Consider the following 19660-nt stretch of genomic DNA (forward strand, 5'->3'; position numbering starts at 1 on the left):
GAAGTCCCAGGACTTCTTTGGCGAAAAAGACTGCATGACGGATGGGGCTCGATTTCTGACGAAAAAGTCACCCCACCCGTCATGAGAAGTGTCATTTCCCCGGCACATGTCCGTGGAAATGACGGGATTTCAATTTATTCCGTCATCTGCGGATGACGGAACTCTGCGAGGCTCCGAACCCCGAAAGTTTTTCCACAGCCTGAAAAAGGGGACGGTGTGCCACCGTCCCCCTTCGTGCTATTTTTGAATTGGAGGCTTACTCCCTTGAACATCTTTGACATCATGGGCCCCATTATGGTGGGCCCAGCCCCAGCGGCCAGGGCCGCCGGGGACCCCGTGATTTTATTTGCGCAGCGGAAGTGAATTCCGCTTTGCGCCAAGGTTTTTGACTTGTCCAAGTCAAAAACGCTTGTACGCCGCACCAGCGGCGGGGCTGGACGGCCCCACACCCCCACTCTTTTTACAAAGGCGGAATGCTTTTTGAACATCTTTGATATTATGGGCCCCATCATGGTGGGGCCGTCCAGCTCCCACACGGCAGGCGCCGCCCGCATGGGTCGGGTGGCCCGCCACCTGCTGGGCAGCCAGCCGGTGAAAGCGGACATTCAGCTTCACGGCTCCTTTGCCGCCACCGGCTCCGGCCACGGCACCGACCGGGCCATTGTGGCGGGGCTCTTGGACCTGGCCCCCGACCACCCGGGCATCCCCCACAGCTTTGAGCTGGCCCGTCAGGCGGGCATGGCGGTGTCCATCCGCCCGGTGGACCTGCCTGGAGCTCACCCCAACACCGCCGTGCTCCACCTCACCGACCAGCAGGGCCGCACCCTCACCGTCTCCGCCTCCTCGCTGGGCGGTGGCCGCATCCGGGTCAACGCCATTGACGGCATGGAGGCCTCCTTCTCCGGGGAACTGCCCACCCTCATCATTCGCAACCAGGACCGGCCGGGCATTGTCTCCCAGGTCAGCCAAATGCTCTCGGACCACATGGCCAACATCGCCACCATGCAGCTCTACCGGGACCGCCGTGGCGGTCTGGCGGTGATGGTGCTGGAGTGCGACAACCACCTCTCCCCCGCTCTGGTCCAGGAGCTGTCCCATCTGGGCGGGGTGGAGCGGTGTACCTATCTCAACATGGAGGGCTGCTGATATGGCTTTTCAATCCGTCGAACATCTCATAGACTGCGCCCAGCACCAGCCCCTGTGGCAGGCGGTGCTGCTGGACGACTGCCAGGACCGGGACGTCACCCAGGAAGAGAGCTTCGCCCGCATGGAGGCCCTGTGGCAGGCCATGGTGGAGTCCGTGGAGAACTACGACCCCCAGCGCCGTTCTGCCTCCGGCTTGTCCGGTGGCCAGGGCGAGAAGATGGCCCAGGCCCAGAACACCCTGTGTGGGCCGGACATGCAGCAGGTCATCGCCACCGCCTTGAAAGTGGGCGAGCACAACGCCTGTATGGGCCGCATTGTGGCCGCCCCCACCGCCGGGGCCAGCGGGGTCATGCCCGCCGTCCTCCTTCCCCTGTGGAAGCGGGAAGGCCTGTCCACCCACACCATGGTGGAGTGCCTGTATGTGGCCGCCGGATTCGGCCAGGTCATCGCCACCCGGGCCTCTATCTCCGGGGCCGAGGGAGGCTGTCAGGCGGAGATTGGCTCCGCCTCCGGCATGGCCGCCGCCGCTCTGGTCCACGCCCGGGGCGGCTGCGCCCAGCAGATGGCCGCCGCCTGCGCCATGGCCCTGCAAAACGTGCTGGGCCTGGTGTGCGACCCGGTGGCGGGCCTGGTGGAAGTGCCCTGTGTGAAGCGCAACGTCATGGGCGCTGTCAACGCCATGGCCTGCGCCGACATGGCTCTGGCGGGCATTGTGGGCGCCATTCCCTGCGACCAAGTCATTGACGCCATGGACGCTGTGGGCCGCACTCTCCCCTCCGCCCTGCGGGAGACCGGCAAGGGCGGCTTGGCCGCCACCCCCGCCGGACGGGCCATTGCCCAGCAGCAGATTACCCCCGCCCCCTGAGTGATTACAGCTTCTTCAGGTCCCCAATGACCCCCTGAATCATACTCTCCGGCACCCAGCTGGAGAGAAAGGCGGCCAGCTGCTCCAAAGTCACGGTGCGGGCCGCCCCCTTCACCGGGTGTTTGGACAGCATGGGAATTTTCCGCTGGAACACGCTGCGGCTGCGGGGATTATCCCACAGCTCTCCCAATGTAATCTGATTGTTGCGCAAGTCCATGTTTCATCACCTCACCCCCATCCTATGCGCCACACCCCCCACCTTTGACAGGAGGAATTGTCATGTGGAAACGCCATCGTTCCCCCGGCCCCAAGCCCCACCCCTTTGAGCGAAAGGGACTGCTGTACACGGTGTACTTTGTGCTGCGTGTGCTGGTGGTCCTCATGCTGGTGGCCGCCGTATTCAATCAAAATTATGAAAATGTGGCCCTGTGTGTCCTCACCCTGGTGCTGTTCATGCTCCCCTCCGCCTTCGAGCGGCGGCTGCGCATTGAACTGCCGGACACTCTGGAGATCATCATTCTGCTGTTTATCTTCGCTGCGGAGATTCTGGGCGAAATTCAGGACTACTACATCACCTTCCCCTACTGGGACACCATGCTCCACACCACCAACGGCTTTTTGTGCGCCGCCATCGGCTTTGCCCTGGTGGACATTCTCAACCGCACCGAACGGGTCTCTCTGAACTTGAGCCCCTTCTACATGGCGGTGGTGGCCTTCTGCTTCTCCATGACCGTGGGGGTGATGTGGGAGTTCTTCGAGTTCGCCATGGACCACTTTCTCCACTTTGACATGCAGAAAGACACCATCTTGAACGCCTTTTCCACCGTGAATCTGGACCCCAATCACGGCACCACGGCCATCATGGTGGACGGCATCCAGGACGTAATTCTGGTGATGGAGGACGGCACCCAGCGCGCCTTGGGGTTGGGCGGATACCTGGATATCGGCCTCATTGACACCATGGCAGACCTGTTCGTCAATTTCATTGGCGCTGTCATCTTCTCCATCATCGGCTTTTTCTATGTCAAGGGCCGTGGTCGCAGCCGCTTCGCCCCTCGGTTCATCCCCCAGGTTCTCCCCGAAGAAACCTCCTCCCAGGAGGAATAATCCCCCTGCATTTGGTGCATACTGCTCTTGGAATCTAAAACCAGGAGGTCAATGTCATGTACGAACAACCCAATCCCAGCATCAAATGCACCGTCTCCAGCTGCGCTCACCACAAGAACCAGTCCTGCACCCTCAACGAGATTCAGGTGGGCTGCTGTCAGAACAAGGTGGGCTGCTGCCAGGACACCGAGTGTGCATCCTTCCAGCTGGGGACCACCAACAGCTGCCACTAAAACTGGCGGGAAAAGGCATAGCCTTTCCCCACCGGTTTTGCACCCTGCTGCGCGCAAAGTTAGGCTGCAAAGGGCGCAGCCAAATTCACACTTGCAGGGTGAGAAGTATGTTCTCCCAGGCACATGTCCTGGGAGAACATGAATTTCAATTGCTTTCCCCGCCTGCGGGCGGGGAAACTCTGCGAAGCTAAGTCCTGGATGTGAACACACATCCAGGGCTTTTTTACATATCGCCAAAATTTCATTTACACCATCACACTATTTCGGTAGAGTGTAAAATTTTTGTGCTCCCGCATTTTAGTCATTGACAAACGGAGGGAAAGGGTCTATCATGGCTTTAATAGTCTAAAGCAAATAGTTGTCAACTGCGACGATCAGGCCAGTAACCCCCTTGTCGGCAGCCCAGAGAGAAGGCGTTTGGTGCAAGTCCTTCCTGCTGTGGGTGTGGTGAATCTCCCCTGGAAGCAGTCCGGCTGAACTCTCTGAGAGAAAGTAGGCAGGATCGGCCCCCGCCGTTATCGGGATCAAGTGCCCCCTGAGTGGGGGAATTTAGGTGGTACCGCGGAGCGCAGCTTCGTCCTAATGGAGGATGAAGTTGCGTTCTTTTTCTATCCAAAGGAGGGTTTAGCATGTTAATGAGGGGTTCTCAAATTGTGATGGAGTGTCTGCTGGAGCAGGGCGTGGACACGGTGTTCGGCTATCCGGGAGGTACCATTCTCAACATTTACGATGAGTTTGAGCTCCACGGCTACAAGGACAAAATTCACCACTACCTCACCTCCCATGAGCAGGGAGCCAGCCACGCCGCCGACGGCTACGCCCGGTCCACCGGAAAGGTGGGTGTATGCTTTGCCACCTCCGGCCCCGGCGCCACCAACCTGGTCACTGGCATCGCCACCGCCTACTACGACTCCTCCCCGGTGGTGTTCATCACCTGCAACGTCAGTGAGAACCTCATCGGCAAGGACTCCTTCCAGGAGGTGGACATCACCGGTATCACCATGCCCATCACCAAGTGCAACTACCTGGTCAAGGACGTGGGTCAGCTGGCCGACGTCATCCGGGAGGCCTTTGCCATCGCCCGTTCCGGCCGTCCCGGCCCGGTGCTGGTGGACATCGCCAAGAACGTCACCGCCGCCACGGCGGACTACCAATACCTGCCCGTGTCCCAGCACCCCAACCACGGCCGTCTGGCCAACCTGATGCGGCGCACCGGCCGAGACCTGGGCACCCCGGAGCCGGACCACGGGGACATCCAGAAGCTGCTGGATTTGATTGCCCAGGCAGAACGCCCCATGGTGCTGGTGGGAGGCGGCGTCATCCGCTCCCGGGGGGCGGTGCCTGAGTTCCGCAAGTTCATTGAGACCCTGGACGCCCCGGTGGGCTCCACCATCATGGGCGGCGGCGCCTGTCCCGGCGACCACCCCCTGTTCACCGGCATGGTGGGCATGCACGGCTCCCACGCCTCCAACATCGCCACCACCGAGTGCGATTTGCTCATCGCCATCGGCTGCCGCTTCTCGGACCGGGTGGCCACCGACCCCGCCATCTTCGCCAAACAGGCCAAAATCGTACATATCGACATTGACCGGGCGGAGATCGACAAAAATGTTCTCACCTACCACCACATCATCGGAGACGCCAGAAGGGTGCTGGAGCTGCTCAACGCCCAGCTTCCCCCCCACGACTACACCCAGTGGAAGGCCCAGGTGTTCTCCCGCAAGGAGCTGCCCCTGAAAAAGGACGATGTGCTCCACGCCCACGAGGTGCTGGAGACCATCCAGGACCTCACTGACGGCAAGGCCATCATTGCCACCGACGTGGGCCAACACCAGATGTGGTCCTGTCAATACTACCACTTCTCCCGCCCCGGCCAGCTGCTCACCAGCGGCGGCTTCGGCACCATGGGCTTCGGCCTGGGGGCCGCCATGGGAGCCAAGGTGGGCAACCCGGACCAGATCGTGGTCCACTGCACCGGAGACGGCTGCTTCCGCATGAACTGCCACGAGCTGGCCACCCTGGAGCACTACCACATCCCGGTGATCACCGTCATCTTCAACAACGGCACTCTGGGCATGGTTCGCCAGTGGCAGAACCTCATTTACAACAAGCGATTCTCCCAGACCGACCTGGACCGTGGCCCCGACTTTGTCAAGCTGGCCGAGGCCTACGGCCTCAAGGGCTTCCGGGCCGGGACCCAGGCAGAATTTGAAGAGGCCTTCCGTCAGGCCCTTCAGGTCGGCTGCGGCTGCGTCATCGACTGTGCCATCCGCATGGATGCCATGGTCCACCCCATGGTCAGTGCCGGTACCCCCGTCACCGACTTCATCTTGGACTGAGAGGAGGGCCACTATGAACAATCCCGTTACCCGACACACCCTGTCTGTACTGGTGGAAAACACCCCCGGCGTCCTCTCCCAGGTCTCCCGGCTCTTCTCCCGCAAGGGGTACAACATCGAGTCTCTGGCCGTGGGCACCACCGACGACCCCGAGGTGTCCCGTATCACCATTGAGGTGACCTGTGACAACCTGATGATCGAGCAGATCATCAACCAGCTGCGCAAGCTCTTCTGTGTCTACTCCGTGCGGCTGCTCCCCCCCGCCTCCTCCATCCGGAGGGAGCTGGTGCTCATCAAGGTCAAGGCCGAGGGCCGGGACGTGCGCAACGAGGTGATTCAGATCGCCAACATCTTCCGTGCCACCATCATCGACGTGTCCACCAAGAGCTTGACCCTGGCGGTCATCGGCCAGGAGTCCAAGGACGACGCTCTGGAAAAGCTCTTGTGTGAGTTCGGCATCCTCGAGCTGGTGCGCACCGGTATGGTGGCTTTGGAGCGCGGCGAGGCCACCATCAACGACAACGACGACAACAAAGAGACCGACGAATTTGATCTTGGTAAAAATGTGCTCTAATTTTACATATTCAACCTTCAAAGGAGTGTTTTATCATGGCTAAGATGTACTACGAAAAGGATTGCGACCTCAACTACCTCACTGGCAAGAAGATTGCCATCGTGGGTTACGGCTCCCAGGGCCACGCCCACGCCATGAATCTGCGTGATTCCGGCTGTGACGTGATCATCGGCCTGTACAAGGGCGGCAAGAGCTGGCCCGTGGCAGAGAAGGACGGCTTCACCGTCATGGAGACCGCCGAGGCCACCAAGATTGCCGATATCATCATGATCCTCATCAACGACGAGCGTCAGGCCGATATGTATAAGAAGGACATCGCCCCCTACCTCACCGCTGGCAAGGCTCTGGCCTTCGCCCACGGCTTCAACATCCACTACGGCCAGATCAAGCCCCCCGCCGATGTGGACGTGTTCATGATCGCCCCCAAGGGCCCCGGCCACACCGTCCGCTCCCAGTTCGTGGCGGGCAAGGGCGTGCCCTGCCTCATCGCCGTGGAGCAGGATGCCACCGGCAACGCCTATCAGATTGGCCTGGCCTATGCCGCTGGCATCGGCGGCGCCCGTGGCGGCGTGATGGAGACCACCTTCGCCGACGAGACCGAGACCGACCTGTTCGGTGAGCAGGCCGTGCTGTGCGGCGGCGTGGTGGAGCTGATGCGCCTGGGCTTCGAGACCCTGGTGGAGGCCGGTTACGCCCCTGAGAACGCCTACTTCGAGTGCATCCACGAGATGAAGCTGATCATCGACCTCATTAACAAGGGCGGCGTGGCCATGATGAACTACTCCATCTCCGACACCGCCGAGTACGGCGAGTACGTCTCCGGCCCCCGTGTCCTGCCCTACGAGCAGACCAAGGCCAACATGAAGGCCGTGCTCACCGACATCCAGAACGGCAAGTTCGCCGGGGCCTGGATTGCCGAGAACAAGAATGGCCGCACCTTCTTCAACGCCTCCCGCCGCCAGCTGGCCCGCCACCCCATGGAGACCGTGGGCGCCGAGCTGCGTAAGAATATGCTGTGGGGCGACGACGCCGATCCCGACACCGCTTCCAACTAATTCAAAACCTCAAAAGCGGCCTGACCCCCTAGGGCCAGGCCGCTGTTACTTCTCTTTTTGTTCCTCTGCCCTGGAATATCCCTGCCAGCCTGGCAGGGACGCTCCGCTGGGGTCTCTTTCTCAGCGATGAGAAAGAGACGAAAGAATCGCCAAAGGCGGGGCCTTCCCCCGCCTTGTGGAATCCACCCCGCGGTACTGGGTGGATGTGCGTCTTTCTCTGTTCGGCCCTTGGCCCGGTGGGGTCACATAGATGGCGTGGAGATTCTACCGAACGTACCTGCTTCTCTGTGTGGTTGTCCTTCTGTTGCCAGGGCCTTACCCTGGTGTGCAACTGTTCCCAGTTGCCGGAAGCCTAGCTGACGGCGGCGGGAACGCCGCTTGGCCAGGGTAGGCCCAGATATAGAAACCGCCCGGCTATAGGGCCAGCTGCCCAAGGTGGCCTGGTGTGGTGGCAGTACAAGGTGCCACAGCAAGGGTAACGGGCCGAACGTAGTCTTGACGCAGTTCCAGCCTCGTACCCCAGGGGGGTACTTAGGGGGGAACGCCCTAAGCGGGTTTTGGTTCCTTTTGCCCGTTCAAAAGGAACCCCCAGCGGGAAGCGTCCCCGCCAGGCTGGCAAGCCTGTACCCAAGGACAAATAGAACAGCACTCCCGCCATCTGCCGGATGGCTCACCCCTTCCTCTATCTATGGGAAGTTTTCCATACAAAAACTACTCAAAGGAGTTTTCCCTATGCGCTCTGATGTTGTGAAAAAAGGCATCCCCGCCGCCCCCAACCGCTCCCTGCTCTACGCCTTGGGCTACACCAAGGAGGAGCTGGAGCGGCCTCTCATCGGCGTGGTATGCTCCTATAACGAGATCGTCCCCGGCCACATGAACCTGGACAAGATCGCCGAAGCCGTGAAGGCCGGTGTCCGGGCCGCCGGAGGCACCCCCGTGGAAGTGCCTGCCATCGCCGTGTGCGACGGCATCGCCATGGGCCACGTGGGCATGAAGTACTCCCTGGTCACCCGGGACCTCATTGCCGACTCCACCGAGGCCCTGGCCATGGCCCACCAGTTCGACGGCCTGGTGATGATCCCCAACTGTGATAAGAACGTCCCCGGCCTGCTGATGGCAGCTGCCCGGGTGAACATCCCCACCATCTTCTGCTCCGGCGGCCCCATGCTGGCAGGCAAGCTGCCCGACGGTCGCCGCACCTGCCTGTCCCACATGTTTGAAGCCGTGGGCGCCTACTACGCCGACAAGCTGGACGAGGCCGGGGTGGAGGAGTACGAGAACGCCGCCTGTCCCACCTGCGGCTCCTGCTCCGGCATGTACACCGCCAACTCCATGAACTGCCTCACCGAGGCCATCGGCATGGGCCTCAGAGGCAACGGCACCATCCCCGCCGTGTGGTCCGCCCGTCTGCGTCTGGCCAAGCACGCCGGTATGCAGGTGATGGAACTGGTGAAGCGAGACATCAAGCCCCGGGATATCATGACCCCCGCAGCCTTCCACAACGCCGAGACGGTGGACATGGCCCTGGGCTGCTCCACCAACACCATGCTCCACCTGCCCGCCATCGCCCACGAGTGCGGCATTGAGCTGGATTTGGACATGTCCAACCAGATTTCTGCCAACACCCCCAACCTGTGCCACCTGGCCCCCGCCGGGGAGAGCTACATGGAGGACTTGGAGCAGGCAGGCGGCGTGTACGCCGTCATGGCCGAGCTGACCAAGAAGGGCCTTCTCAACACCGACGTGATGACCGTCACGGGCAAGACCATGGGTGAAAATCTGGAGGGCGTTGTGAACCGGGACCTGGAGACCATCCGCCCCATCGACCACCCCTACTCTGCCGACGGCGGCATCGCCGTCCTGAAGGGCAATCTGGCCCCCGAGGGCTGCGTGGTCAAGCGCTCCGCCGTGGCCCCTGAGATGATGACCCACCAGGGCCCCGCCCGGGTCTTTGACTGCGAGGACGACGCCATTGAGGCCATCTACGCCGGGAAGATCGTCCCCGGCGACGTGGTGGTCATTCGCTATGAGGGCCCCAAGGGTGGCCCCGGTATGCGGGAGATGCTCAACCCCACCTCTGCCATTGTAGGCATGGGCCTGGGCTCCTCGGTGGCCCTCATCACCGATGGCCGCTTCTCCGGCGCCACCCGTGGCGCTGCCATCGGCCACGTGTGCCCCGAGGCCGCGCAGGGCGGCCCCATCGCCCTGGTGGAGGACGGCGACCTCATCACCGTGGATATTACGGGCTGCGCCATCACCCTCCACGTGGACGAGGAGACCCTGGCCGCTCGAAAGGCCGCCTGGGTGTGCCCGCCCCCCAAGGTGACCCACGGCTATCTGGCCCGGTATGCCAAGCTGGTGACCTCCGCCAGCCGTGGCGCTGTGCTGGAGTAAGCAGCGTTTCTCTCTTCCATAATGTCAAACATGCCCGGCGCATCCTGAGGGAGCGCCGGGCATGTTCTTTCATTCCATTTCCAGATTTGGGTTGATGCGCCGGACATAGGCATCAAATTGTGGCACCGTAAAGTCGATTTCTCCGTGTGATGTGGGATAAATCATGCCCTTGCTGATGAGTTGTGCCCGGATGGGGGAGATGGAGGACACCGACTTATTCATCAGTTTCGCCACATTGGCAATGGTACAGGGGAGCTTGCCGCACTTGACCATAGCAGCGATAAATGCCTTTTCCCGTGGGGTACACCGCTGGTAGCGCACAGCGAAAAATCCCTTGTCCAGCAGCTCCCAGAACTTCGGCTCAGCCTCTTGGACATCCTCCAAGGTAATAGTGGGCTTGTCCGGAGTGACTTGCCACACAGAACTGCACATCTGCTGGATGAAATACGGATAGCCCCCTGTCTGGGCTATGATATGCTCCACAGCGGCGCTGTCATACGCCACCTCAAAGTCCTCCGCAGGCACCGTAATCGCTGCGGCAGCCTCCTCCGGTTTCAGCGGTCCCACTACTTCATACTGAAACAGCCGCTCGGCATAGGAGCACGCCTCCTCCACCTCCTGTAAAATCTTAGGAAGGCCCGCACAAAAGGCCATAATGGGCAGTCGCAGCTGATTGCAGCGGTGTAGGGCCACGATGAGACCCGCAATTTCCTCTCGTCTCAGATATTGCATCTCGTCAATAAACAGACAAATGGTGTCTCCGGAACTCTGAGCGGCCTTGCCCAGCTGGGTCATCAGATCGGTCAGGTCGTTGGAATACACCCCACTGACAAACCCCGCCTCGGGGTCCACCCCAAAGGAAACTTCCCCCTCCTCCAGCTTATACTGGATGCGAAACGCCTTCAGGAGGGCAAGAAACCTGCGGGCAAAATCCTTTGCCGTGGTCTGAAAGCTCACCTCGTGGGCAATGCGTTGTAGAGAGACCAGCAGATTCTGGGTGAATTTCCCATCCGAATCCGCCTCGATGTGGTCAAATAAAATCCCATAGCCCTCCGCACTGTTCTCGATGGTGTTGAGGAGAACGGTTTTTCCCACTCCACGTAATCCATAATAAATCATGGACTGCTGGGGATATCTTTTTTGAAGCGCCAGCAAGCTCTGCTCCGCATGGGAGATTAGCCCCTCACGCCCCGCCAAATACGAGGGCATGAATCCGGCCCCTGGCGTATAGGGATTAGAATGCGTCATGGTAAACCTCCTTCGCCACAGTAGCGATACGAATCTATTGCAAAATATACGGTTTTTTTCACCCTGTGTTTCCTTGTTCTTCCTGAGTATAGTATACCCCTTGGGGTATGTCTCTGTCAATGGACGTTCCTCGCAAAAAGGCTGCAACAGGCACCTTCCGGGTGTCTGTTGCAGCCTTTTACACGATATTTCGCCATACGCCCCAGAGCAGAAGCACCACGGCCATGCCGCTCCACACCAGGGTCTCCCAGCGGGCGGTGGGGACGCTGCCCCGGCGGACATACACCACGGCACGATAGCCCAGCAGCCCTCCCAGAAGGGGCAGCAAAAGGAGCAGGACCGGATTGGCCTTCCAGGCCCCGGAAACGTCCAACCGCAACAGGGCCAGACACATGCGGGTCACACCACACCCGGGACATTGCAGCCCGGTGATGGCGTGGAAGGGGCAGGGAATGGACAGGTGGGTCAAGTTGACCCACGGGGCATACCCTATCCCTACCGCCGCCACCAGCAACAGCCCGGTGAGCAGGCGGCGCAGTCGCTGTCCAGGGGTCATGGTCAGAAGTTGGGGGTGTACTTGTTCAGCTCGTTCTGGATGAGAGCCAGGGTGACCAAGGTAAACCCAAAAATATTGAGCACCAGGAAGATGATGGGGAAGGAACCAGGGGCCACGCCGTGGTCGGCACGGGCTGCATCCAGCTTTTCGCCCATGCTCCATGCCCAGTACAGGCCGTAAATGCCACAGGTGATCAGGCTGAACACCAGGGACAACCCGCCGGAGGTTCCGGGGCGGTTGGTAACTCGGCCCACATCGTCGGTGGCCACCACGAACCAGTACATCCCGTAGATGCCGCAGGTGATGATGGACAGGACAATACACTTGGCAATGCTTCTGTTTTGACTCATGTCGATCTCTCCTTTCTCTTGCCCTCAGGATACCATAGCCCAGGTGGTTTGTCTATAAAAATCGCCCGTCAGAGCCGCTCTGACGGGCGGTGTTTTTTTAGGGGATTTGACTAAATTCTCGTGCTTTAGCCCTGCTTCAGCGCCTGGGCCAGCTGGTCGGGGCAGGAGGTAGGCTTGGAGCCACAGTGGATGCCCTCCATGCGGGAGATGGCCTCCTCACAGGTCATGCCCACCAACAGGGAGGAAATACCCTGGAGGTTTCCGTTGCAGCCGCCCACCACGCGCACGGCCTTGATGACGTCGTTGTCCACGTCAATTTCCATCTCGCGGGAGCAGACGCCCCGGGGGATATAGTGAATGGTTTTCATAGTCATATTCTCCTTCCTGGTGCATAGGCTTGTCTAGGGCGTATCTGAAAACAAAGGAATCGACGAATTTTCCACTAGCAACAGACAGATACAAGGCAAAAAACGCAGGAATCCTGGATGGATTCCCAGGATTTTTAACGCAGTAGCTGGCGTTGATGGTTGGAAAAGTCAAGAATTCCGGCTTTTCAGATCGCCCTCAGGTCACAACACAATCAAACCGTAACGGTTGCTCAGTTCCCGCAGCTCCTCGGCGTCCAAGTCGCCGGTGCCGTCATAAAAGGCCCGGCCCTGGTAGTAGCGCAGGGCCTGCTCCAGCAACTGAGGCACGTCCGACCACAGGCACAGGGCCTTGTTGACGGCGTACTGGTGCTCGGCGAAGATATCCACGTCGTCCTGCTCCAGAATGGAGATCTTCACCGCGCCCACCGGGTCGTCCTCCGCCTCGATGATGTCCTCCAGCAGCTTGGGGGTGCACTCCAGCTCCTCTCCCACGTCCACCGTGCGGGTGACAAAGCAGGGGGAGGTGCCGGTGGCACAGGGGATGACGTCGGGGTCCTTTTTCTGCACCACATAGGGGTAGGTCACCACGTCCCCATCCACCACGTAAAACAGCGGCACGCTGGCGTAGCGGGACAGCTCTTCCAGCTGCTCCAGGGCCAGTTCCTTGGGACAGTTGAGGCCAAAGGCGGCGGCGCCCATGCCCTCTGCCACAAACAGGGCGGCCAGCATATGCACCCGGGTGGCGGACTCGCCCTCCTCGTTGCAGGACCAGGACACCCACAGGGGGCCGTAGCCCAGCTCTCGGGCGGCCAGAATGGCGGCCCGGCACTCGGCCATGCCGATCATGCAGTTGATGTGTACAGGGCCCTGTCCCGCCCCCAGCTGGGCACGGTATTCCTCTACCAGGTGGTCAAATTCCGCCTCTCCGGCGGGTGGCACGTCCAGCCCCAGAGGGCCGACACGCCGCTGAAATATGGGAACCGCTGCATCCATGTGTTCCATGTCGTACTCCTTCATTTTGGTTGGGTCTCAGTGTTGCTTGCGCAGTCTTTCTAAGGGGGTAGTATATCAAATTCTGTCGTCCATGGCAAGGGCATCCCCCAACAAAAGGGGGAGCAGAGGCTCGAACAAGACACCCTCCCGCACGTCGGTGCCCAGGGCGGCGGTGTAGGAGGCACAGCGGGTGATGAAGTGGGCCGCTCGGCTCACACCCCGCTCCAGGCTCTCCCCCATCACCAGGCTGCCCGTGAGCACAGCGGCAAACAGGTCTCCGGTGCCCGGGTACTCCCCAGGCGCCCGCACCGCCACAGTGGTGCCGCTGGCTCCGGTGGTGTGGTCAAACCACACCGCTCCGGTATAGCCCGGCTCGGGGGTCACTCCAGTGACCACCACCGACCGCTGTCCCTGGCCGGACAGCTCCACGGCCAGGTCTTCCCCCCGCTGGTCCAGCAGAGCATCGGGAGCCAGACCCAGGAGAATGGCCGCCTCGGTGAGGTTGGGGGTGATAACCTGGGCCTTCTGGCACAGGTCCCCCATGGCCTGGGCCATCTCGGTGGTGATGGAGGTATACAGCTTGCCGTGGTCTCCCAGCACCGGGTCCACCACCACCTGGGTGTTCTCCCCGGACAGCCGCTCCACCGCCTCCATGGCCTGGTGGATTTGGGCAGCGCTGGCCATGTATCCGGTGTAAATGCCGTCAAAGCGCAGGCCCAGCTCCTCCCAGTGGCGCAGGGTGCCGTCCACCTGCCCGGTGAGGTCGGTGCGCTGGACGGGACCAAAGCCGCCGGTATGGGTGGAGAGCACCGTCCCCGGCAGGGGACAGCACTGCATGCCCATCACCGACAGCACCGGGAGAATCACCGCCAGGGAACACCGCCCATAGCAGGACAGATCGTGTATGGCCGCTACCTTTCGCATTTGCATCTACCTCATCTTCGTTTTACACACCATTATACCCTCCCCACTGGGGAGTGGCAACGGGCTTTCTTTACAAACTCGCCCGCCCTTGCTATACTGGAAAAAAGCAAAAACCACAGATTCTAAGGAGGATTTTCATGAAACAGCTCGCTTGTTTTCTCACAGCCGGCGCCATGCTCCTCACCCTGTGCGCATGCTCTGGCTCCCCCGCTTCTTCCCCCTCTCCCGACCCCACGCCCACGGTGGAGCCCACCCCTACCCCGCCCCTGTACACCAATCCTCTCACCGGAGAGGCCACCGATACCGATCTCAGCGGGCAAAAGCCCGTCACCGTGGTGATGAACAACATCAAGGTGGCCATGCCCCAGCAGGGCAACTCCACCGCCGACATCATCTATGAGGCCATTGCCGAGGGCGGCATCACCCGGATGCTGGCCGTGTATCAGGACCCCGCCGACCTCACCACCATCGGCTCGGTGCGCTCGGCCCGGGACTGCTTCTTGGACCTGGCCCTGGGCCATGACGGGGTGTTCGTCCACGCCGGAGGCAGCCACTACGTCTACGACACCATCGCCCAGCTGGGGGTCAACGACGTGGACGGCGTGAAGGGCACCAACGCCTCGGGCATCTTCTTCCGGGACCCGGACCGTACACCGGGAGTGTCCTACGCCTGGGAGCACACCCTCATGGCCGACGGGAAAGCCATGGTGGAAAAGCTCACCGCCAACGGCCTGCTGGGCCCCCACTCGGAAGGATACAAGTACGAGATGAGCTTCACCGAAGACGGCACTCCCCAGGACGGGCAGGCGGCCAACACCATCACCGTCACCTACTCCAACTACAAAAACACCGTCTTCCAGTACAACCAGGACAAACAAGTCTACCTGGTGGAGCAGTACGACAGTCCCTTCATTGACGGCAACGACGGCTCCCAAATCTCCACCACCAACGTGCTGGTGCTCCAGACCGACTACTCCACCATGGATGACGGCTACTACAGCGACGTCTCCCTCACCTCCGGCACGGGCTATTTCGCCTGCGGCGGCAAGATGATTCCCATCAACTGGGAGAAGGGAGACCACTACAACCAACTGCGCTACTACACCCAGGACGGCAAGCCCCTGACGCTGGGGGTGGGCAAGAGCTTTGTGTGCATTGTCCCCACATCCCGGGACGTGGTAGCTGAATAATCTAGCAAAAAACGGAGAAAGCCGTGGCTTTCTCCGTTTTTCTGCTTTATATGTACTTCTTTGGCGTTCCCCGGTAGGGGCCGTGGCTTACCCGGCCCATTGGTGCCCTGGCCTTGTCCTGGGAGATTCGGGAGGAGCAAGCCCCTCCCCTACGCCCAGCAACCCAAGAAATACGGCAATGTCTAGGGCCTGCATTTTCCATTATTCATTTATCATTCTTCATTTTTTTAGCCTTTCATTTCCGCCAGCTCTTCGCTGGGGGCCAGAGGCAGCGTGACCATGGCCTTGAACAGGTCTCCGTCGATCTCAATCTGGAAGGTACCCTTTTGCAGCTCGGTCATGGACTGGGCAATGGACAGGCCTAAGCCGCTGCCATCGGTGGACCGGGACTCGTCGCCCCGGACAAACCGCTCCATGAGCCGCTCCACCGGCACGTTCAGGGCCTCCCGGGAGATGTTCTTCATGGACAGGGTGGCGCTCTTGTCGTCGTAGTGCAGCTCCACATACACCCGGGAGCCCTCCAGGGCGTACTTGGCGCAGTTGCCCAGCAGGTTGTCCAGCACCCGCCACAGTCTCCGGCCGTCCGCCATCACCCACACCGGGTGGTCGGGCAGGGTGCGAACCACCGCCAGCCCTGCGGCCTGGAGCCGTTCCTCGTACTCGCCCAGGGCCTGATCTGCGATTTCTCCCAGGTCCAGCCGGGCCAACTCCACCGACAACACGCCGGTGGACGCCTTGGAGGCCTCCACCAGGTCCTCGGTAAGCTTTTTCAGGCGGTTACTCTTGCGCTCCAGCACGTTGATATACTCCTCCACCCGCTCGTTGGCCATGGGCTCCTTTTTCAGAAGGTCCACATAGTTGATGATGGAGGTGAGGGGGGTTTTCAAGTCGTGGGAGACGTTGGTGATGAGCTCGGCTTTGAAGTGCTCGCTGCGCATCCGCTCCGCCACCGCCTGGGAGATGGACTGGCCCAGGTTGTTCAGCTGCTGGGCGTGCTCCCGCAGGTCGTGGGGCATGTGGTGGCAGGAGATCTGCACGTTCAGATTGCCCTTGAGCAGTTCCCCGGTACAGCGGCGAATCTGCTTCCAGCAGTGGGCCCAGCTGCACAGGTACACCACCAGCACCACGCTGATGACCACCCAGAGAAACACGGCATTGCTCATCAGCAACACCAGAGACACCAGCATATAGAGACAACCTCCCATTCCCACACGCCAAACCAGGGGAATGGTACGGCGGACCATCCCCAGAATCTTTTTTATCCGTCCCCAGGCCCACCACAGCAGGGTGCTGCGGACCAGGGTATGGCTCTTAAGGCGGGCGCTTACGGTGGTCAGCAGCCCCGCAGTCATCGCGGTCATGGCCGCCATTCCTCCTCCCACCAGCAGTAGCTGGAGCTTCATGGGCATTATCGTATATGTGATATCCATAATGGCTTCTTCCACCAGCCCGCTCACCGGGTAACTGGCCAGGAGAAACAGAGCCACCAGAATCAACTCCCCGGGCAACCGATGGAACCAATTCAAATAGACGCCCTCGGTACCCTTGCGGCATCCGGCGCCCACGCACAGGAACACCAGCATGGCAATGCCCACCGCCACACACACCAGGTTCAGCACCAGCATGGCCACGTTGTGGTTTTTCCACCAGTCCAGGCCCAGATAGGCCTTGGCGTAGGAGTCCCCCTCCACGGCCAGGGAGGTGTTCACCCACAGTACCAGGTCCAAAGCCACGGCACCCTCGGTCCAGCCCTCCTCTGCATTGGTGGTCCAGCCCTCGGCATCCAGGTCGTAATGATAGCCGAAGACGTTGGACCTGATGACGTTTTGCACCGATGGGGCATAGGCAAACACCCCGAACTGGGTGGTGATGCGCAGCATGTCGCCCTTACCTTCCCCGTCTAAGTACACCGCTGTCAAATCCACGCTGCTGGGGTCCTCCCGGTACTGCTGCACCGCCGCACTCAGCTCATAGGCCCAGGTATCGCTCTCCACGCGCCGAGGACTGGCAGGCGGGTTGCGGATGGTATCCACCACATCCGCCCACTTGGTGCCCACGTCACTGCGCACGTCCATCTCCAGGTTGGAGACGTAGTACTCCCCCCAGTAGATGCCCTCCGGCTGGGAGGGACGGGCCTGGGTGGTATTCCCCTGGAGGACACCGCCCTCCGGGTCCAGCAGCTGCCAGCGCAGGTTGGTGTTGTTCCACTGGTACTGCTGCTCCAAATCCGACTTCATCTGCTGCTCATAGCTGCTCAGAGACCCCAGCTCCTGCTCGGTGTAGATGAGGTCCAGCAGGTAGCTGATCTGTTGCAGGTCCTGGTTTTCCAGGTAGCGAATGGTGTAGCCACCCGCTGCCGAGGTCTGGCCCCAGATCACATTGAGATTTACCATCTGGTAGCAGCCCATCACGGCCGCAATGGCAAAGGTCACCACCGCCAGCAGGAACGCCCCTGCTTTCAGCACCGGGTTTTCCCGTGCTCTCATACCATCTTCTCCATTTTATAACCCAGGCCCCACACCACTTTCAGATAGTGGGGGTTGGCCGGGTCGATTTCGATTTTTTCCCGCAGGTGGCGAATGTGCACCGCCACGGTGTTCTCCGACCCCAAAACCGGGTCGTTCCACACCAGCTGATAGATCTGGGCAGTGGAGTACACCCGCCCGGGGTTCTTCATCAGCAGATGGAGAATGTTGTACTCAATGGGGGTGAGGTTGATGACCTCGCCGTCCACCCGCACCATCTTGGCCGCGTCGTCCAGCACCAGGGCCCCGTTGCGCAGCACGCCCTGCTCGTCGCCGCTCTGCTTGCCACCCAGGGTGGTGTAGCGGCGCAGCTGGCTCTTGACCCGGGCCAGCACCTCGATGGGGTTGAAGGGTTTGGTGATGTAGTCATCCGCCCCGATGTTCAGCCCCAGCACCTTGTCGCTGTCCTCGCCCTTGGCGGTGAGGAGAATGATGGGGATATTCCCATCCTCCCGCATCCGGGCAGTGGCGCGAATGCCATCCATTTTTGGCATCATCACGTCCATGAGCACCAGGTCAATGCCGCCAGCTTCCACGGCCTCCAGGGCCTCCTGTCCGTTGTATGCCTCTACGGTCTGATATCCCTCACTGGTGAGGTAAATTTTTAACGCAGATACAATGTCATGGTCATCATCACAGATTAGAATCTTGTACATCCTTCCATGCCCTCCCGCTGTTTCTGATCTGCTTCTATACTACCAATCTTCCCCTTAAGTTGCAACCACTCAAAGTATTAAGATATGGTTAACACATACTGGGAAATCTTTGTTCGGCGACATTTCTCCCCCTTCATTGACTTTTTGCCCGGTATTCGGTATACTATACCCGACTCTTGCGACTAGAATTTTACTAAATACGCCCATAGGGCATGGAGGTAGGAATTATGAAGGGTATTATCTTGGCTGCCGGACGGGGCACCCGTCTCTATCCGATGACCCGACCCGTCTGCAAACCCCTGCTGCCTGTCTACGACAAGCCGCTGATCTATTATCCCCTGGCCGTGCTGATGCAGGCCGGCATCCGTGACGTGCTGGTGATTGTGCCCCCCGGAGAGGTGGACACCTTCGCCGCTCTGCTGGGGGACGGCTCCCAGCTGGGCATGAACATCCAGTACACCGTGCAGCCTGTGGCCCGTGGCATTGCTGACGCCCTGCTCATTGGCCGTGACTTCGTGGACGGGGACGACGTGTGCCTGGTGCTGGGCGACAACATCTTCTGGTCCCCCAACTTCCAGCAGCTTTTGAAGCAGGCCGCTGACAACAACCAGGGCGCCACCGTCTTCGGCTGCTACGTGGACGACCCCCGCCCCTTCGGCGTGGTGGAGTTCGATGAGAACGGCAAGGCTATCTCCATTGAGGAGAAGCCCCAGAACCCCAAGTCCAACTACATCGTGCCCGGCCTGTACTTCTACGACGGACAGGCCATGGACATCGCCGCCAACCTCACCCCCTCCGCCCGGGGCGAGCTGGAGATCACCGACGTAAATCTGGCGTATCTGCACCAGGGCCAGCTCCAGGTGGTGCCCATGGAGGACAACTACGTGTGGCTGGACGCTGGCAACGCCGGCAGCATGCTCCAGGCCGCCCAGACCATCCACGACCTGCAGGGCCAGGACCACTATGTGGGCGTCATTGAAGAAATCGCCTACCGGGAGGGCTGGATCTCCCACGACCAGCTGCAACAGCTGGGCCAGGAGCTGTCCATGACCGAGTACGGTCAGCACCTGCTGTCCCTGTAAGCCCAAACTATCAAGATAAAAAATTCCCTTTGGCCTGAGCCAAAGGGAATTTTTT

The 19660-nt window shown here is 60.5% G+C and carries 19 protein-coding genes and 1 other annotated feature; of the genes, 10 read left to right on the forward strand and 9 right to left on the reverse strand.

Annotated features, from left to right (window positions below; translation table 11 throughout):
* Positions 1-480: 480 nt before the first annotated feature.
* Both sdaAB and sdaAA read left to right on the forward strand, forming a co-directional pair.
* Positions 481-1146 (forward strand): L-serine ammonia-lyase, iron-sulfur-dependent subunit beta, encoded by a 666-nt coding sequence (gene sdaAB / locus B5F22_RS07935; protein WP_087392143.1) that lies wholly within the window; start codon positions 481-483, stop codon positions 1144-1146.
* Between the two features lies 1 nt (position 1147).
* Positions 1148-2011 (forward strand): L-serine ammonia-lyase, iron-sulfur-dependent, subunit alpha, encoded by an 864-nt coding sequence (sdaAA, locus tag B5F22_RS07940; RefSeq protein ID WP_087234032.1) that lies wholly within the window; start codon positions 1148-1150, stop codon positions 2009-2011.
* Between the two features lie 4 nt (positions 2012-2015).
* On the opposite strand, the gene B5F22_RS07945 is transcribed toward sdaAA, so the two are convergent.
* Entirely contained in the window at positions 2016-2228 is a 213-nt protein-coding gene (locus B5F22_RS07945) for a hypothetical protein (RefSeq protein ID WP_087234034.1), read from the reverse strand.
* 62 nt (positions 2229-2290) lie between these two features.
* Between B5F22_RS07945 and B5F22_RS07950 the strand changes: the two genes are divergently transcribed.
* The 6 genes from B5F22_RS07950 (at position 2291) to ilvD (ending at position 9713) form a co-directional block, all read left to right on the forward strand.
* Positions 2291-3118: a hypothetical protein gene (locus B5F22_RS07950; protein ID WP_087392144.1), complete on the forward strand. Its 828-nt coding sequence runs from the start codon at positions 2291-2293 to the stop codon at positions 3116-3118.
* Between the two features lie 56 nt (positions 3119-3174).
* Positions 3175-3351: a DUF1540 domain-containing protein gene (locus B5F22_RS07955; RefSeq protein WP_087234038.1), complete on the forward strand. Its 177-nt coding sequence runs from the start codon at positions 3175-3177 to the stop codon at positions 3349-3351.
* A gap of 361 nt (positions 3352-3712) precedes the next feature.
* Positions 3713-3936 (forward strand) — a binding site (T-box leader).
* 44 nt (positions 3937-3980) lie between these two features.
* Positions 3981-5690: a biosynthetic-type acetolactate synthase large subunit gene (gene ilvB / locus B5F22_RS07960; protein ID WP_087392145.1), complete on the forward strand. Its 1710-nt coding sequence runs from the start codon at positions 3981-3983 to the stop codon at positions 5688-5690.
* A 13-nt stretch (positions 5691-5703) separates the two neighbouring features.
* Positions 5704-6264 (forward strand): acetolactate synthase small subunit, encoded by a 561-nt coding sequence (gene ilvN / locus B5F22_RS07965; RefSeq protein WP_087234042.1) that lies wholly within the window; start codon positions 5704-5706, stop codon positions 6262-6264.
* A 35-nt stretch (positions 6265-6299) separates the two neighbouring features.
* A complete protein-coding gene (ilvC, locus tag B5F22_RS07970; protein ID WP_087234044.1) occupies positions 6300-7319 on the forward strand; it encodes a ketol-acid reductoisomerase in 1020 nt (339 codons plus the stop codon).
* Positions 7320-8051: 732 nt separating this feature from the next.
* Positions 8052-9713 carry a dihydroxy-acid dehydratase gene (gene ilvD / locus B5F22_RS07975; protein WP_087392146.1) on the forward strand — a complete coding sequence of 554 codons (1662 nt, stop codon included), beginning with the start codon at positions 8052-8054 and terminating at the stop codon, positions 9711-9713.
* 69 nt (positions 9714-9782) lie between these two features.
* Here ilvD and B5F22_RS07980 read toward each other — a convergent pair whose 3' ends face one another.
* The 6 genes from B5F22_RS07980 to B5F22_RS08005 form a co-directional block, all read right to left on the reverse strand.
* Positions 9783-10961 carry an ATP-binding protein gene (locus B5F22_RS07980; RefSeq protein WP_158096654.1) on the reverse strand — a complete coding sequence of 393 codons (1179 nt, stop codon included), beginning with the start codon at positions 10959-10961 and terminating at the stop codon, positions 9783-9785.
* A gap of 178 nt (positions 10962-11139) precedes the next feature.
* Positions 11140-11517 carry a DUF2752 domain-containing protein gene (locus B5F22_RS07985; protein WP_087392148.1) on the reverse strand — a complete coding sequence of 126 codons (378 nt, stop codon included), beginning with the start codon at positions 11515-11517 and terminating at the stop codon, positions 11140-11142.
* A gap of 2 nt (positions 11518-11519) precedes the next feature.
* A complete protein-coding gene (locus B5F22_RS07990) occupies positions 11520-11867 on the reverse strand; it encodes a DUF4234 domain-containing protein (RefSeq protein ID WP_087392149.1) in 348 nt (115 codons plus the stop codon).
* A 125-nt stretch (positions 11868-11992) separates the two neighbouring features.
* Positions 11993-12235 carry a TIGR03905 family TSCPD domain-containing protein gene (locus B5F22_RS07995; protein ID WP_087234056.1) on the reverse strand — a complete coding sequence of 81 codons (243 nt, stop codon included), beginning with the start codon at positions 12233-12235 and terminating at the stop codon, positions 11993-11995.
* Between the two features lie 201 nt (positions 12236-12436).
* Positions 12437-13237: a homocysteine S-methyltransferase family protein gene (locus B5F22_RS08000; protein WP_143482209.1), complete on the reverse strand. Its 801-nt coding sequence runs from the start codon at positions 13235-13237 to the stop codon at positions 12437-12439.
* 66 nt (positions 13238-13303) lie between these two features.
* The gene (locus B5F22_RS08005; protein WP_087392151.1) at positions 13304-14152 is read right to left on the reverse strand and encodes a pyridoxamine kinase; all 849 of its coding nucleotides are present in this window, start codon (positions 14150-14152) and stop codon (positions 13304-13306) included.
* A 137-nt stretch (positions 14153-14289) separates the two neighbouring features.
* On the opposite strand from B5F22_RS08005, the gene B5F22_RS08010 reads away from it, so the two are divergent.
* The gene (locus B5F22_RS08010; RefSeq protein WP_087392152.1) at positions 14290-15342 is read left to right on the forward strand and encodes a DUF3048 domain-containing protein; all 1053 of its coding nucleotides are present in this window, start codon (positions 14290-14292) and stop codon (positions 15340-15342) included.
* Positions 15343-15569: 227 nt separating this feature from the next.
* Here B5F22_RS08010 and B5F22_RS08015 read toward each other — a convergent pair whose 3' ends face one another.
* Complete coding sequence (locus B5F22_RS08015) at positions 15570-17828, reverse strand: HAMP domain-containing sensor histidine kinase (protein WP_087392153.1); 2259 nt, start codon at positions 17826-17828, stop codon at positions 15570-15572.
* Complete coding sequence (locus B5F22_RS08020; protein ID WP_087392154.1) at positions 17825-18523, reverse strand: response regulator transcription factor; 699 nt, start codon at positions 18521-18523, stop codon at positions 17825-17827. The genes B5F22_RS08015 and B5F22_RS08020 overlap by 4 nt, the downstream gene beginning before the upstream one ends.
* A gap of 227 nt (positions 18524-18750) precedes the next feature.
* Between B5F22_RS08020 and rfbA the strand changes: the two genes are divergently transcribed.
* Complete coding sequence (gene rfbA / locus B5F22_RS08025) at positions 18751-19605, forward strand: glucose-1-phosphate thymidylyltransferase RfbA (RefSeq protein WP_087392155.1); 855 nt, start codon at positions 18751-18753, stop codon at positions 19603-19605.
* Positions 19606-19660: the final 55 nt, after the last annotated feature.

The organism is Pseudoflavonifractor sp. An187 (genome assembly GCF_002160275.1).
Lineage (GTDB): Bacteria > Bacillota > Clostridia > Oscillospirales > Oscillospiraceae > Enterenecus > Enterenecus faecium.